This window comes from Phascolarctobacterium succinatutens (assembly GCF_958453765.1).
GTDB lineage: Bacteria > Bacillota > Negativicutes > Acidaminococcales > Acidaminococcaceae > Phascolarctobacterium_A > Phascolarctobacterium_A succinatutens_B.
Genome location: NZ_CAUDZA010000008.1, coordinates 15,940 through 32,003 on the forward strand (window position 1 = coordinate 15,940; position 16,064 = coordinate 32,003).

Annotated in this window: 14 protein-coding genes; 4 read left to right on the top strand and 10 right to left on the bottom strand. The window is 46.8% G+C overall.

Going from position 1 to position 16,064, the window contains the following annotated elements; translation table 11 throughout:
• Nucleotides 1-229: 229 nt before the first annotated feature.
• From Q7Q81_RS04795 to Q7Q81_RS04830, 8 genes are all read right to left on the bottom strand, one after another.
• Nucleotides 230-1,039 (bottom strand): hypothetical protein, encoded by an 810-nt coding sequence (locus Q7Q81_RS04795; protein WP_304274038.1) that lies wholly within the window; start codon nt 1,037-1,039, stop codon nt 230-232.
• Between the two features lie 355 nt (nt 1,040-1,394).
• Entirely contained in the window at nt 1,395-2,141 is a 747-nt protein-coding gene (locus Q7Q81_RS04800; RefSeq protein WP_304274040.1) for a hypothetical protein, read from the bottom strand.
• A 142-nt stretch (nt 2,142-2,283) separates the two neighbouring features.
• Entirely contained in the window at nt 2,284-3,033 is a 750-nt protein-coding gene (locus tag Q7Q81_RS04805; RefSeq protein WP_304274042.1) for a hypothetical protein, read from the bottom strand.
• A gap of 11 nt (nt 3,034-3,044) precedes the next feature.
• On the bottom strand, nt 3,045-3,518 hold the full coding sequence (locus tag Q7Q81_RS04810) for a hypothetical protein (protein WP_304095075.1): 474 nt from the start codon (nt 3,516-3,518) through the stop codon (nt 3,045-3,047).
• A gap of 63 nt (nt 3,519-3,581) precedes the next feature.
• Nucleotides 3,582-4,721, bottom strand: a complete 1,140-nt coding sequence (locus tag Q7Q81_RS04815) for a hypothetical protein (RefSeq protein WP_304274044.1) — start codon at nt 4,719-4,721, stop codon at nt 3,582-3,584.
• A gap of 137 nt (nt 4,722-4,858) precedes the next feature.
• Nucleotides 4,859-5,965: a nucleoside hydrolase gene (locus Q7Q81_RS04820; RefSeq protein WP_293850828.1), complete on the bottom strand. Its 1,107-nt coding sequence runs from the start codon at nt 5,963-5,965 to the stop codon at nt 4,859-4,861.
• 65 nt (nt 5,966-6,030) lie between these two features.
• Nucleotides 6,031-7,164, bottom strand: coding sequence for a hypothetical protein (locus tag Q7Q81_RS04825; protein ID WP_304274046.1), 1,134 nt, complete (start codon nt 7,162-7,164; stop codon nt 6,031-6,033).
• Nucleotides 7,165-7,616: 452 nt separating this feature from the next.
• A complete protein-coding gene (locus Q7Q81_RS04830; RefSeq protein WP_304274047.1) occupies nt 7,617-9,008 on the bottom strand; it encodes an S-layer homology domain-containing protein in 1,392 nt (463 codons plus the stop codon).
• A gap of 1,179 nt (nt 9,009-10,187) precedes the next feature.
• Here Q7Q81_RS04830 and Q7Q81_RS04835 point away from each other — a divergent pair.
• Nucleotides 10,188-10,637 (top strand): Hsp20/alpha crystallin family protein, encoded by a 450-nt coding sequence (locus Q7Q81_RS04835; RefSeq protein ID WP_009145490.1) that lies wholly within the window; start codon nt 10,188-10,190, stop codon nt 10,635-10,637.
• An 84-nt stretch (nt 10,638-10,721) separates the two neighbouring features.
• Here Q7Q81_RS04835 and sstT read toward each other — a convergent pair whose 3' ends face one another.
• Entirely contained in the window at nt 10,722-11,978 is a 1,257-nt protein-coding gene (sstT, locus tag Q7Q81_RS04840; protein ID WP_304274049.1) for a serine/threonine transporter SstT, read from the bottom strand.
• A 339-nt stretch (nt 11,979-12,317) separates the two neighbouring features.
• Here sstT and Q7Q81_RS04845 point away from each other — a divergent pair, with 339 nt between their 5' ends.
• The 3 genes from Q7Q81_RS04845 (at nt 12,318) to Q7Q81_RS04855 (ending at nt 15,388) form a co-directional block, all read left to right on the top strand.
• On the top strand, nt 12,318-13,154 hold the full coding sequence (locus Q7Q81_RS04845) for a PHP domain-containing protein (RefSeq protein ID WP_304274051.1): 837 nt from the start codon (nt 12,318-12,320) through the stop codon (nt 13,152-13,154).
• A 154-nt stretch (nt 13,155-13,308) separates the two neighbouring features.
• On the top strand, nt 13,309-14,184 hold the full coding sequence (locus Q7Q81_RS04850; protein ID WP_021721218.1) for a phosphoribosylaminoimidazolesuccinocarboxamide synthase: 876 nt from the start codon (nt 13,309-13,311) through the stop codon (nt 14,182-14,184).
• A 532-nt stretch (nt 14,185-14,716) separates the two neighbouring features.
• Entirely contained in the window at nt 14,717-15,388 is a 672-nt protein-coding gene (locus tag Q7Q81_RS04855) for a TetR/AcrR family transcriptional regulator (protein ID WP_304274053.1), read from the top strand.
• Between the two features lie 67 nt (nt 15,389-15,455).
• Here Q7Q81_RS04855 and Q7Q81_RS04860 read toward each other — a convergent pair whose 3' ends face one another.
• Complete coding sequence (locus Q7Q81_RS04860; protein ID WP_304274055.1) at nt 15,456-15,965, bottom strand: flavin reductase family protein; 510 nt, start codon at nt 15,963-15,965, stop codon at nt 15,456-15,458.
• Between the last annotated feature and the right edge of the window lie 99 nt (nt 15,966-16,064).

Sequence of the window (16,064 nt, forward strand, 5' to 3'; positions counted from 1 at the left end):
CCTGCGCTATTACAGGCGCAGGCATGTTTCCTTACAAGCTCATTGTACAACGGAATGTGCTAAAGCACCCCACCCAAACTGTCGATTTCGGGTAGGATGAGCAAAATTTTTCTGTTTTTCAAGGAAATTTCTGCCCAAAGCAGCAGCCCCGGCATTGTCATACACAGCAATCTCAGTAACCGCATCAGCGCCACACCATTGCCAAAAATAGTGCGCAAGCATCTGCTGCCTACTCATTGGCCAAATCGTAAATCTTCCTTACCGTACCATCATCGGCAACATTATAAATCAGTCTGCCGCTTTTCTCTACCAGATAGCGCGCATCCTTAAATTGCACTGGATTAGGAGCATCCGGATCTCCCGCCTTAGTCATAGTATGATAGCTGTAACGCTTGTCAACATCAGGATACAAAGCCTTTTCTTGTTCCCACTGATAATCCCAGAAGCTGAAATGACAGTTGTTTCTGTCCAGTAAATTAACATTCGGCTCCAGCACCAGCTGTAAAAACAGCGCAGCTACCCTCCAGGGCATTTCCGTTTCACCCTGCACAAAGCGAGTACCTCTTTTGTTGCTTCTTTCATAGGTACCGGTCAGGGACGGCAGCACCCGATTATTACCCTCAGGCTCACCCAAAATCCAGGCACCGTACAGCTTACTCTGCGCCTGATAGCCCTGCGGATTACTCAAAGCATACTTTTCATAAAGCGGCATACTATATCTGTACATAGAAGGATAACCCATACCATTTTCCAGGCTCATAAGACCCGGCACATGAAGATAACCGATAAAACGCTCACCGTCATGCGCAAAATGCACCACACCACTCGCCTCTGTCTCATAGCGGTAATGGTCTTCCTGCCATTCACCGCTGTGCACCTTCAGGCTCATCAGGGTACCGCGCGTAGTTTCATACACCATAGCACCACCCTCAACATGGGTAGCAGGATTGTACATCTCATAATAGTCCGCCCGCGCAACCGACATCCCGCCGCACAACAGCAGCGCACCGCACGCCAACGCACTCAAAAGCTTCTTCATAAGCTCACCTCCAGAAAATCATAGTCATTGCTTCCCCAATTGGCAGGCAAAAAGGTTCAAGTAACAGTCAACAAAATCAATTAATATATTGCAGACAACCCTCAGTCATCGCCTACGGCGATGCCAGCTCCCTGTTAGGGAGCATATAAAAGTTCGCAACAACAGCGATAGTTAGAACTGTACATACTATTATATCTTCCCTGAAAGGGAAGGTGGCTGCGAGCTTCAGCGAGCAGACGGAAGGGTTGCGACATGTCAATTGCGACACACAAGCATCTCCTTTTTCAACATCAAAAAGGCCCCTGCTCCGCAATATTAACTTACGTCGCAAGGACCTCAAACTTAAATCACAACATCAGCCTACAGCATCATTGCTGCACAAAATCTTTACCTCACCAGCAGCATTCACACGAAGCGCATTCCACAGCTTCGAATGCACATAATAAATCATAACCAGCTCATCATTCTTATTGTACACATAAATAACATAATAGTCGCCCGGCAGCATATAAGAATTCAAAACGTTGTTATGTTTCCAAGCACCACTAATATCATAATCAAAGCGATAATCATTACTGCACAAATCCAGGCCGGTGTTTTCAACATGGAGCTTTTTCAGGAAATACAGTGCCAGACGATAATCAGCACTCGCACACTCACTAGACCCATACTTATAAGTACCGCTGATATCCGGCTCGCTTATCTTAGTAGTGCCCATCTCGCGTAAATCAACCGTCGGCAGCAGCACAATCTGCTTACCCTCATTTACTCTGGCCTCACAGGGAAGCGGCTGCGAAGGATAAGCAAAATGACGTCTTTCCTCACTATTAACGTCTACATCGAACAAATAATCCTCCAGTACTAAAGTACCGTTCTCCAACACACCAACGCCCTTGAAAATCGGCGCATTGCCATCCTCTGCATCATAAGTAGCAACAGAAGCAAAAACGCCCGACTGCGTATAAAACAAAAACAGAGAAGCATTAGCGTTGCCTTTATTATCCGCACGCACATACGGATACACACCATACGGTGCTGCCAGCGCAGCAGCACTCACAAGCAGCAGCAGGCAAAACATCAACAGGCTAAATAATCTTTTCATCGCCCACACCTCTAATTTCTTTCAAATCCGCGCAGCAGCAGGCTTGTTTCTATACCGCTGAAAGCAATACCGAAAATACGCTCCTAGCCCAAGGAAGCAAGCGCTGCAATACCATTGCGCGGAAAAAACTCAACTCACTGCCTCAACCAACAGCATCATTGCTGCACAGCATTTTAATCTCACCATCAACTGTCACACTATAAGCATCCCACAAATTCGGATGCACATAATAAGTCATAACCAGCTCATCGTTCTTATTATAAACATAAACCCCAAAATAATCGCCGGCATCCTGCGGCAGATACGAATTAAAAACGCTGTTCGGATCCTCGGCAAAACGACTGCCATAGCCAAACCAATAATCCTTACTGCTCAAATCCAAACCAGTATTCTTCACATTCAGCTTACGCAGAAAATACAGCGCCATAGTATAATCCTCTTCCGCCTGCATTCCCTCATACCTATAAGTACCGCCGATATCAGGCTCACTCACCTTAGCAATACCCATCTCGCGTGCATCAATCGTCGGCAGCAGCACAACCTGCTTACCCTCTTGCACTCTGGCCTCGCAAACAAGCGGCTGAGAGCCATAACCAAAATAACGTGTATCCTCACCATGACGGCCCACATCAAAAGAATAATCCTCCAACACCAGCGAACCGTTCTCCAGCATACCCACGCCCTTAAACATCGGCGCATTACCGTCCTGCAGATCATAAGTAACAACAGAAGCAAAAACGCCGGACTGCGTATAAATCAGATGCAAAGAAGCATTATCCCTGCCATCAGCACCATAACGCATATACGGATATGCACCATAAGACGCTGCCATCGCTGTTGCGCTGACAAGCAGCAGCAGGCTGAACATCAGCAAGCTAAATAATTTCTTCATCGCCCGCACCTCTATCTATCAACCTCACTCAGCAGCAGGCTTCCGTCCTCACCGCTGATAGCAATACCGAAAATACGCTCCCTGCCCAAAGAATCGCGCACCGCAATACCGTTGCGCGGGAAGGACTCGGAATCACGCATCACAATAATAATCGGCTCCGTTGCACGCAGGAAATCCTTATAATAAATAGACTGCACGTTAAACACAGGATAGCCCTCAGCACTCACTTCACGCAAATCCAGCGCTACAACCTGAAAATCAGGGAAATCCACCGAGCTCGTCACAACAGCCTTCGCCGGCTCAAAAGCATCCGGCATCCGCACAACCTCGCAGGCCGCAGGATTAACATGAGCATCCTTCAGCCAGCACACATGCAGCATGCTTTGCGTAGGCTCCGCCACACTGTTCGCCTGAGCACTGCCCCAACCGCCAAACAAACCAATACCAAGCGCCAATAACATTGCACCTAAAAATCTTTTACGCATAAAAAACACCTCCAAAGTTTTTTACATCATTTCTTAATTTAAGCCCTCTTCAGGCGTTACACCTTACTCAATCTCCTGCAGATAAATACTGCCGTCCTTACCGCTTTGCAGAATCGCAAACCTGCGCTCCCTGCCTGCATCATCCTTAAAGCTGATACCGTTCTTGGGAATAGTTTCCAGGCTCTCCAGATGCAGCACCAGCTTTTCATCAGCCATCAGCAAATCTTTTCTATAAACGCTCTTTCCGGAAGCAAGCTCCAGAAGGCGGAAGTCTTCCAGATTTTTCGTACTGCGGAAAATTACATCCGCACCCTTAAAGGGATTAGGCACGGAAACCTGCTCGTACTTGGAAAGATCAAACTTTGCATCCTGCAGCTCATGTACTCCCATGCATTCCAGATACTGCATCGCCAGTCCCTTAAAGCCTCGTTGCTTATATTCCTTCAACGGCAGCAGCTCAAGCTTCACGCTGTCACCGGCCATCTCTTCGCCCATATCAAAAAAATCATCCGCAGTCATATTAGTCTTTTGCGAAACAGCAACATCAGCTCTGCCCACATCGTTGCGGTAAACATCAAGACCTGGTTCATTATTGCTCTTCGAACGGGTAAAGTACATATCAACGCATCTTTTATTACCATTCGGCAGCAAATCCTCCAGCGCCAGCACATATTCCGCATTACTGCAATTGCCGCGCGTCAGCAGCATATTGTTCGCCAACAGCTTAATATTGCTGCGAGCCCATCCCTCATCAACAAATTTGATTTTGCCGTCCACAAAGGTATAGACAGCATAGATATCCTTGCCATAATAGCCCTTGCCCTGCTTTTCGTTATCCAAAATAGCAAAAATCAGCTCCGGCACCTTGTCATTATTGATATCCTGCAGCGTATAACCAAGCATGTTCAACGTATCAACGTAACCCATACGGTCACGCAGCTCATAGATACCGGTCATGCCCTGCTGCGGCACTTTACCCATATCGCCATCATTCACAAAATTATAGATACCCTCCACCAACTTGCCGTATTCGCGCTCATAGGCAGGCACCTTCGCCACAGTCGCTGCAGCTTCCTCCACCTTCGTGGTCTTAGGCTGCGTTGCAGCAGCCTGCTTATCCGAACCGCAGCCATTCAGCAGCATTGCCAAGGCAGTCAGCAGCATTGCTCCCACCAGGACATTTTTCCAGCTTTTCTTCAGCATATCAATCCCTCCGCTTCCTGCTGCCTGCTTTGCAGCTAATCTTTTATACCTATATTTTACCCTATAAAAAACTAAAGCGCCCTACCCGAAACAGCAAATTCGGGTAGGGCGCAATCTTTAAACCACAAAATTATTGCTTACAGCTTGTTGAATACATCCTCAACCATCTTCCAAACCTTAGCGCGGTCTACAGCGTAAACAATCTTCGCATTCTGAGCACCCTCAGGAGCAGCGCCGCGGAAGCCCATAGTCTGACCGTAACCGTAGCCGTATTGGTCATCAACATCAACCGGCAGAGTTTCGGATTCCAGAATTACGGACGGATCAATTGCTACTGCTGCTGCCAGAACGTCCCAAATGTAGTTCTTGAAGGACGGATCCTTGCGGAACATCGGGGTAGCATAATGGCTTTCCCACATAGCCTTAAAGCGGTCGCTCTTAATGCGGCTTTCCAAATCCTTAAAATCATCGTGGCTCATCAGTTCCTTGCTGCAAACATCCAGCGGCAGGAAGATTTGCTCCTTCCAGGGAGCGCGGTAAGCCTTTTTAGCGGTTTCCGGATCAATCCAAACGTTGAACTCGGAGGTCGGCATTACGTTGCCTTCGCAGAAGAAAGCGCCTGCCATATAAACAACGCGTTTAGCCAGCGGAGCAATTTCCGGAGCCTTGTCTAAAGCAGCTGCCAGGTTAGCACCGCTGCCGATAGCAACGATGGTTACTTCGCCCGGATGCTTTTTGATAGTATCAATGATGAAATCAGCAGCATGTTCCTTTTGCGGGTTCATAACAGGCTCATCATTATAATTCTTGCGGTATTCAGCCTGCCAGGATGCTGGCTGAGGATAGCCTGCAGCGCCCAGATGGGAGTCATGGCCACGGCCGTAAATGCGTTTTTCTTCCTTCATGTTAGCGAAACGGTCCTTGCGAACGGTTTCATTAACACCCATATATACAGGGATATCGGTGCGGCCGATGCCCTCCAGCTGACGGATAGCGGAAGCAGTACCGGTTTCAACCCAGGTATTGCCGATTACGATGGTAACACCCTTCAAATCCATCTTGGGAGATTCGGCAAGCATCATCATAGCGATGCCGTCATCAAACAAATCCACCATATCTGCGTCCAGAATAACCTTTTCGCGTGCTGCAGCCTCAGCAGACAACGGAGCAGTCATAGCACCAACGCCCATGCACATGGAAAGCAACAGGCAACCACATAAGCTGGTTAATTTTTTCATTTTCATCTTTATTACCTCCTTAATTTCCCAACCTTATTTTATAAAATTCCGCACAAAATGCAGATTTTACCTTAATCAATCTCCTCCAGATAAACACTGCCGTCCATAACCTTCGCCCGAATCGCAAACTTGCGCAGGCTGCCGGTGTCGTCCCTGAAGCAGATACCGTTCTTGATAACAGTTTCATAGTCAAGCTCAGGATCAGTTTCAAAGCTTTCCAGATGCAGTACCAGCTTTTCTTCCGGTTTCAGTAGTCCTTTGCTGTAGATAACCCTGCTGCTATCACCCTGCAAATCCAGCACTTCAAAGCTCGCCAGAGAAGTATTGCTGCTAAACAACACTTCTGCTCCCTGAGAGGGATTATCCACATAAACATGCTCATATGCGGAAAGATCTACCCTATTATCCTGCAGCTCATGCAAGCCCATACAGTTAAGATGCTGCATTACCAGTCCCTTAAAGCCACGGCTGCTGTATTCCGCAAGCGGTAAAAGTTCGAGCTTTTGGGCACCAAGGTCAATATTCATCATATCGTCAAAGTGCATGGAAGTTTTTTGGGTAACGTAGGTATCATTTACATCTAAATATTTTCGGTAAACATTACATCTGCCATCCTCAACCTTTGTATAGAAGGTTTCTCCCTGACGCAAACTGCCGTCCCGCAGCAAATCCTTCATTTCCAGCATCCATTCCATATCGTTATCGTCGATACAGGTGCGCTTGCTCAGCATATCTTGAGGAAGCAGACGCAGTCGGCTGCGCGACCAGCCCTCATCAACAAATTTTATCTTACCATCCACAAAGGTATAGATAGCATAGATATCCCGTCCATAATAGCCCTTGCCCTCAGGATAATCAATCTGGCCAAAAATCAGCTCCGGCACCTTATCATTATTGATATCCTGCAGCGTATAGCCGACACTGCTTACACCCTGACCGGGATCATTATGGCCCTCCAGCTCCTCAAAGCCTGTCAGTCCCTGCGCCGGCAGTCCGGCAGTATTACCCGTGGTCAAATAATCGCAGACACCAGCCACGATTTTCATATATTCCTGCTCGTAGGCAGGCATAGCGGCAGCTTCTGCCTTAGGCATGGCGAGCAGCTGGTCTGCTTTTTTGTCGGAGCTGTCACTGCCCAGGAGCATTGCCAACCCGGTAAGCAGTAATGCTCCCAGCAAAATGTTTTTCCAGCTTTCTTTCAGCATATCAATCCCTCCGCTTCCTGCTGCCTGCTTTGCAGCTGATTGTTTACACCTATAGTGTAGCCTAAAAAGAGCAAAAGCGCCCCACCCGAAAGGGTGATTTCGGGTAGGAGGAGGAGGGATTTTTGGGATATTTTTGGGTTTTTAGGTTATATTTCTAGCCAACTTCTCATTTGCTCGCACCTTTCCCCCTTTAGTCGCTAACGCGACAGTTTCCCCAAGGGGGAAACCAAGTCTTAAAGCTATTTTTTAGTATACTAACCCAAAAAGTCTAGACACAATGAATAAAAGATTATACAAAAAATTTAGCTATTAGTCTTGCCTGCCCCTCAGGTAAGGTGCCGAACGTAGTGAGGTGGAAGGGGGCCACAAAACGCAAAAGAACCGCCTTACGGCGGTTCTCTGCCGACAGCGCTGACGCTGCCAATTTTAGGAAGTTTTTGTATGAAGGTTTATCAGAAAGTGAAGGTTACGTCAGTCCAGAAGCGATGGTCTTTAGAGCGATCCAGAACATCAGAAGCGCCAGGAATCTCTTTAGCCAGCTTGGATTCGGTGTTGTAGTATGCAACGTTAGCTACGATGTTTTTAGCGAGGGTGTAGTTAGCGCCAACGCCAAAGCCTTTGAAACCGGTCATACCAAAGGTGTTAGCATCAGTAGTGTGTGCAACATAGGTTTGTGCGCCTTGGTCATAGTATTTAGCCCATGCTCCCCAGCTGCCTGCATCCTCAGCCTTAGCACCCTTATAGGACAGGCCGATAACAAAGCCGTCATCATCAAGATATTGATCAATAGCTTTATTAATTTTGCCGTCTTGCATATCATTAAGTTTGTCAGCAGACAAATCGCCCTTCAGATACATAGCGGACAGATTGAAATGCCCCATATCATAGCTCAAGCCTGCATGCCAGATGCCGTTGTCAATATCGGTTTTACCTAATGTCTCACCAGGATTAGTAGCTTCAACAAAACCGGTACCCATATCTTTGAATTGAGTATAGCCGGCAGTAGCCATCAATCCCTTAGCCAGCTCGCTTTCAAGAGCTAGACCCCAATACTTACCGCCATTAGTAATATCACCAGCATAAACAGCATCATCTTCAATCATCATATATGGTAAAACGGTGATATCATCAGTTGCTTTGCCTGCAAAGCCTTTTAATTTAAGCTTGTTGCCATAAGACAGCTCCAAGCCATCAGCACGGGTATCATAGATATTGCCATCAGCAATTACCAAATTGTAACGGCCTGCACGTACTGCCATGCCGCCCAGCTTGCCGTCTACATAAGCACGTTGGAATTTAGTATCTTCATTGCCTACATTATCGCTCAGATTCTGAGTATTCTGCAGCATGCCAGTGTAGGTCCAGTCATCATTAATCATGCCGTTAATCCAAATACGGGAACGGAGATCTGCTACATGGTTGGAAGCATTACCTATAACTAGATGATTTTCGCGATCGCTAGCCTTAAACATTGCGCCGTCTTGATCAACATAACGGAAGCGCAGTTCACCAGTAATCTTTACATTGTCAGCTTTTTTCTCCAGGTTAGCTACGCGCACGCCCAAATTGTCCAGCTCGTCAGCAAATTCTGCTGCCAGCTTGTCAACGTTAGCGCCTTTAGCCATTGCTTTAGCAACGATTTGTGCCATTTCATAGCGAGTCATCAGCTTGTCGCCGCCGAAGGTGCCGTCGCCATAGCCATCGATTACGCCTGCAGCTGCCAGCTTGTTGATGCTGTCATATGCCCAGTGTCCGGCAGGAACGTCGCTGAACGGGTTAGCAGCGTAAGCAGAAGCGGTTACACCAAGAGCCATTGCCATTGCGAGTACTAAAGATTTTTTCATGATAAATTCCTCCTCTTTAAGTAAAGTATTCTTTTACCTTGCGGAGGCTTGCGCTGCCTGTTGCCAAAATTTGCCTTGTTTCATTTTGGTTTTTACATTGCTCGCTCCGTTCGGTAAAGTAGGAAAAGCAAGAAGGATTAGTTGTTTTTCCTTTGCTTTTGGCTGTAGTATATCGAATTTTTAGTAACTTGTCCCTACCCGAAATGGCAAATTCGGGTAGGATGAGGGGAAATTTTTAGGAATTTTTTGATTTTCGTGGTGGTTTGAGAGAAAATTTTAACACCAGTAATCAAGATATTGTTCAAAAACCTACGCTATTAGTCTTGCCTGCCCCTTGGGGAAGGTGCCGAACGTAGTGAGGCGGAAGGGGGCCGCAAGCAGATGAGACTTTAATAAAGAAAGATGAGGCTCTCCTCGGGGAGAGCTGGCGCCCGCTAGGGCGACTGAGAGGGGACTGCAGTTTATAGGCTTACATTTGAATTTAGATTGAAGAAATTTCGTACACAAATATTATTTGCTTGCAATCGTTATGCTTACGAATAGCATTATTTTCAGCATATCCCCTCTCCGCCTCGACAAGCTCGGCACCTCTCCCCAAGGAGAGGCTCTTTAGTACTGCTTTTCCATTTGTAAGGTGCCGAACGTAGTGAGGCGAAAGGGGGCCGCAAGCAGATGAGACTTTAATAAAGAAAGATGAGGCTCTCCTTGGGGAGAGCTGGCGCCCGCCAGGGCGACTGAGAGGGGACTGCAGTTTATAGGCTTACATTTGAATTTAGATTGAAGAAATTTCGTACACAAATATTATTTGCTTGCAATCGTTATGCTTACGAATAGCATTATTTTCAGCATATCCCCTCTCCGCCTCGACAAGCTCGGCACCTCTCCCCAAGGAGAGGCTCTTTAGTACTGCTTTCCATCTGTAAGGTGCCGAACGTAGTGAGGCGGAAGGAGGCTCTCCCCCACTTTTTGTAATTTCTGTGAAATCGTCAGAAATTAGCACTCAACGCTTGACAGTGCTAACAAATAGTGGTATAACATAATCAACAAAGGAAATGAGCTACAGGAGCTGCAAGGGCAGCACCCGCAAAGCACAAATCCCGCGTTGGCAATCAAAACAATACTTGCTGCATCAACATTAAAATGACTACAACAAGCGCAATAAAATTGGAGGAATGACTTATGATGATGCCTAGTGTATTTGGTGAAAGCTTATTTGATGATTTAATGGATTTTCCGTTTGAAAAAGAGTTCTTCGGTCATCGCAATCCGTTGTACGGTAAACATGCCCAGAACGTTATGAAAACCGATATCAAGGAATCGGATACCGCTTATGAAATGGATATCGACCTGCCGGGCTTCAAAAAAGAGGACGTCAGCGCCAAACTGGAAAACGGTTATCTGACCATTACCGCTGCCAAAGGCCTCGACAAGGACGAAAAGAACGATAAAGGCGTTTACATCCGCCGTGAACGTTACAGCGGTCAATGTGCAAGAACTTTCTATGTCGGCGAAGCAGTTACCCAAGAAGATATCAAGGCTAAATTCGAAGACGGTATCCTGAAGGTTACTATTCCTAAGGTTGAGCCTAAAAAAGTTGAAGACAAAAAATATATTGCCATTGAAGGCTAATACATAAAAACCAACATCATCCTTTCAAAATAAAACGGCCGCCGGAGCATTTGCTTCGGCGGCCGTTTTATTTGTTATGTTAAATTAAATGTTGTCTCTCGGAACCAGGTCTTCGCCCTTCAAAGTACCTTCCTTAGCGCGTTCTGCAAATTCTGCAGTAGCGGTAAAGAGAACGTCACTGGAGCTGTTGAGCGCAGTTTCGCAAGCATCCTCCAGTACAGAGATGATGAAGCCAACGCCAACAACCTGCATAGCAATATCATTGCTGATACCAAAGGAAGCGCAGGCAACCGGAATCAGCAGCAGGGAGCCGCCGGCAACACCGGAAGCACCGCAGGCACCAACGGTAGAAACGATGCACAGCAAGAGAGCTGTCGGCATATCAACATGAATGCCCAGAGTATGGGCAGCAGCAAGCGCCAGTACGGAAATGGTGATGGAAGCACCGGCCATGTTGATGGTTGCGCCTAACGGAATGGAAATTGCGTAGGTATCAGGATTCAGGCCCAGACGTTTGCACAGAGCCATGTTTACAGGGATGTTAGCAGCGGAGCTGCGGGTAAAGAAAGCGTATACGCCGGATTCGCGGATGGTTGCCCAAACCAGCGGATACGGATTGCGGCGGATGTTGAAGTAAACGATCAACGGGTTCATAACCAGCGCTACCAGGAAGTAGGAGCTGATGAGCACTGCCAGCAGGTGTACATAGCTGGAAATTGCGGACAGACCGCTGTCGCTGATAGAGGTTGCCACCAGGCCCATGATGCCCAGAGGAGCGAAATGGATAACCCATTTAACAACCAGGGTGATAGCTTTAGCAACATCGTCCAAAGCGTTTTTGGTGTGCTCGTTGGCAGCCAGATTCATAGCCAGTCCAAAGACTACAGCCCATGCCAGAATACCGATGTAGTTGGCATGCAGTAAAGCAGCAATCGGGTTGTCTACAACACTCAGAATCAGGTTATGCAGAACCTCAACGATACCGCTGGGCGGGTTGAGCTTAGCATCCGCAACCTGCAGGTGCAGAGTGGTAGGTGCTAGGAAGGACAGGCTTACACCAACTAAGGATGCAAAGAAGGTGCCTACAACATATAAACCGATAATAGGCTTCATATTTGCTTCGCCGCCGCTTTTCTTTTTGGCCATAGCGTTCATAACCAAGAAGAAAACCAGCACCGGAGCAACGCCCTTTAATGCTCTTACAAACAGGTCACCGAAGATAGTAACAACAGGTACCGCTTGCGGTACATAAAGTGCTAGCAGAATGCCGATGACAAGACCAACGGCAATTTGCTTGATGAGTGCGACTTCATTGATAATCGCAGCAAATTTTCTAAACATAATGAATTCCCCCTAATTTATACTCCCGTATACAACGATGTTCATAGTATATATCATAAGTTAAACGATGTCAAGCCTACAATGAGTAATGTATTTGTAGAGTAGACACGAAAATTATCCGTACTCATAAAAGGGACTGATACCCTTAAAATGCAAATAAGTGTTACGCTTGTTACAAAATTGCACAGACTGTAAAAAAATCTGGCGTACTATTGTGCAATGAGAGAATATCTTTACCGACAGTTGACATGCTGTGCAAGATAAACTATTCTATAAGTATACAAAATACATCATTACTGCACAAAAAAGCAGTAATACTATAGAAGGGAGCTGCTTATATTGTCGGTAAGAGCTGATTTACATATACATACAACGGCCTCAGACGGCACCTGGACACCGGCGGAGCTGATTGCCGAAGCGCAAAAGCAGCAGCTGGGACTGATTGCCGTAACGGACCATGACAGCGTAGCCAACGTTGCGGAAGCGATGACGTTGGCAGCGGCAGCAGGCATTACGCTGCTGCCGGCGGCGGAAATCTGCTCCACCAAGGAGGATTTGTCGTTTCATATTCTGGGCTATGGCATTGATATCCATAATAAACAGCTGCTGGAATTAATGCAGCATAACGAAGCACTGCTGGAGCAGAAGGATGTGGACAGCATTCACCTGCTGGCGCGCGACGGCTGGCCTGTCGATGAAGCGGAGTTTGCCCGTTATACCTACGACAGACGTCGCGGCGGCTGGCGTGCCCTCGCCTATTTGATTGACAAGGGACTTTGCACGGGCGTGAGCGATTTCTTTCAGCGCATCTTTACGCCGGAGCATGACTTGGGCTTTCCAGAGTTTCCTGCCATCAGCGAGGTAATCACAGCAATTCACGCTGCCGGCGGCGCAGCACTGTGCGCGCATGCCGCCAGCGGCTTTCACGGCCCCGGACTGGAGCGTGTGCTCGACATCCTGCGGACGGAGAAATTCGACGGCTTTGAGTGCTACCACTCCAACCATTCGGAAGAAGGAACGCAGCGCCTGCTGCAGCATTGTCAAAAGCACGGTCTGCTTATCAGCGGCGGCAGCGACTGCCATGGTACATTTGTGCCGGGGAGACGTTTGGGACAGCCTTTGGTCACTGCCGATATGCTGCGCTTGGACGGCCTTTTGCCGCAAGATGTAAAATAATCCGAAAAATATTTGTTAAAACATGAAAAACGTTCGACTTTTTCCTCTGACTGTGCTATGATATTACCATAAAATATAACAAAGTTAACACTGACAAGAAATTCCGGCACTGAGCCTGCATTTACTTGTTGAGAAATTTTTAGGAGGCATTAAAATGCAAGAGTACAAACCGTTTAAATCCGGCAAGGTTCGTGAGATGTATGATGTTGGTGACAGCATTATTATGGTTGCCACTGACCGTATTTCCGCATTTGACCATATTCTGAAAAACATGATTGTGAAAAAAGGCACTGTGCTGACTCAGATTTCCAAATTCTGGTTTGATCTAACTAAAGACATCGTTCCTAACCATATGATTTCCGTTGATACCAAGGATATGCCCGAATTCTTCCAGAAACCCGAATTCACTGGCAACAGCATGAAATGCAAAAAGCTGAACATGCTGCCTATCGAATGCATCGTTCGCGGCTACATCACCGGCAGCGGTTGGGAAAGCTACAAGAAAACCGGCGAAATCTGCGGCATTAAGCTTCCCGAAGGCCTGCAGGAATCCCAAAAGCTGGCTGAGCCCATCTTCACCCCCAGCACCAAGGCTGAAATCGGTGACCATGACGAAAACATCAGCGTAGAGCAAAGCATCGAAATCCTGGAAAAACTGTATCCGGGCCGTGGCAAAGAATATGCTCTGAAGCTGCGTGACTACACTATTGCTATCTACAAAAAATGTGCTGCCTATGCTCTGGAGCGTGGCATCATCATTGCCGATACCAAATTTGAATTTGGTCTGGATGAAAACGGCGAGGTTGTACTGGGTGACGAAATGATTACCCCGGACTGCTCCCGCTTCTGGCCGTTGGAAGGCTACAAGGTTGGCCAAGGCCAGCCCTCCTATGATAAGCAATTTGTCCGCGACTGGCTGAGCGCTAACCCGGATGCAGGCTACGAGCTGCCGCAGGATGTTATCGACAAAACCATCGGCAAATACATCGAAGCATATGAACTGCTGACAGGTCAAAAGTTTGACTTTTAATTCTGAAAATGCTTTAAAACTGTAACTTTTGTTGCAGTAGCAACAGGCTCAGGAAAATTTTAACGCTCTTTACAAAAAAATTGTTTACAACCATGGACATTGGTTGTATAATTTCACCATAAACAACAACGGAGTTGGAACAGCGCAAGCTGTCTGTTTCCGTTGTTGTTTTTTGTTTCTCCGATCACTACAGATATAATACATTAGTGTAAGAGAATCCGTAAATAAAATAGTGCTTAATCGCGTAACGTATCGCCACCGTAAAAACAGAGAAGGTGGTTCGTGGAAGCGGCCAATTGAGGGGACTTTTGGAAATGCTAAAAGCACAAAGCACTGACGGCTGAGGGGCCGGACAGCAGTTACGCGAAATAAAAATGCCCGCGGCGAGCGGGTTTTTTATTTTGTCACGAAACGTAAAATTCCGGCTAATAAAACATGTAAACTTCACTAGCAATTATCCGCATAAAAAGGTATAATTAATGTAATAAATGTACGAAAAAATTTCCTATTTAGGATAGTTGGAGGTTTCATAGTGGCAATAGACACGTCATTACCTAAGGATATAAGAATTTTGCAGGCAGCGGAAGAAGTTTTTTCGCAGCATGGCTATGAAAAAGCCACGCTCGATGAAATAATAGCCCTGGCTGACGTAGGCAAGGGAACTGTCTATAAATACTTCGGCAATAAGGAGCACCTTTTCTACAAGTCGGTTGCCGATAAAAATGCACCTTTTTTGGAGGAACTGCATCAGGCTGTCAACAGCGTCGACAGCTTTGAGGAGAAGCTCAAAAAATATTTTGAAGTAATGGTGCATTTTTACGTTGCCAACAGTACTCTGTGGCAAATTATCTGCTTTGAAATGCTCGGCGGCACCAATGGCTGCAGAGTTAAGCCTGACGGTGACGGCTTTAAGGTTGTTCCCCGCTATAATTCTATAAAATTGAGTGAGGAAACGATTGAACGCATCCTGCGTTATCACAAAATCCTGCATGATGAATATGATATTTTAGCCAAGCTTATCGAGCAGGCAATGCAGGACAATTTGCTTAAAGAAGACACGGTACCGGAGATTACCACTAAGTTTGTTTTCTTCGGTGTAGCCATGAGCATCTTTAACCAAAGCGACGATATTGCTGCTGATATGACAGACAAGGAAGCAGCAAGAATAATTACCGACCACTTTTTGCGTGGCAACGCACGTTGACGCGCATATTAAAAGCAGCTGCCGCATTGCGACAGCTGCTTTTGCGTTTGTTACAGTTCTTCGCCTGTTATTCTTCTACGTAAGCTGCAGTAATGACACCGGTGTAGCAGGTGTGCCAATCCTTGTTGGCATACCATTTTTCGCCCAGCTCCTTGTCGAACTTATCCTCCGCCATGGTGTAGTGTTCTACAATTTTGCATTCCAAGTGCAGGCCACAGCCCTTGATAACAGGAACGCTGACAGTCTCGCCTGCTTCCGTAGTCAAGCCTGCAGCAGCAAACTTGTCCAGATCACGCCCGGACTTGCTGCCGCAAAGACCGAGTGCCTGAGCAAAGCCCTCTTTTACCGGGAAGCTCACGGTAAATTCCGGGTTAGCGTCAATCAGCTCCTTGGTATAACGGCTTTGGCGCACCATAACGGTGAAGGTCGGCTGTCCCCACTTAAAGCCCAGGCTGCCCCAGCCGATTGTCATGGTGTTCTGCTTGCCTTCGGCAGCAGTGTTCAAAAACGCACCCTTGGACAGAGTCTTTAAAATTGCTTCGCCCTGCTCAAAGGCGTTAATTTTTTTCATAGTCATAACAAAAACCTCCTCATTTGCTTTACAAGAATATTATACAGCGTTTGCGCAAGCTATGTGTAAATTTTTGAGGAACTCGTGCGCAAGCAGGCAAAACGA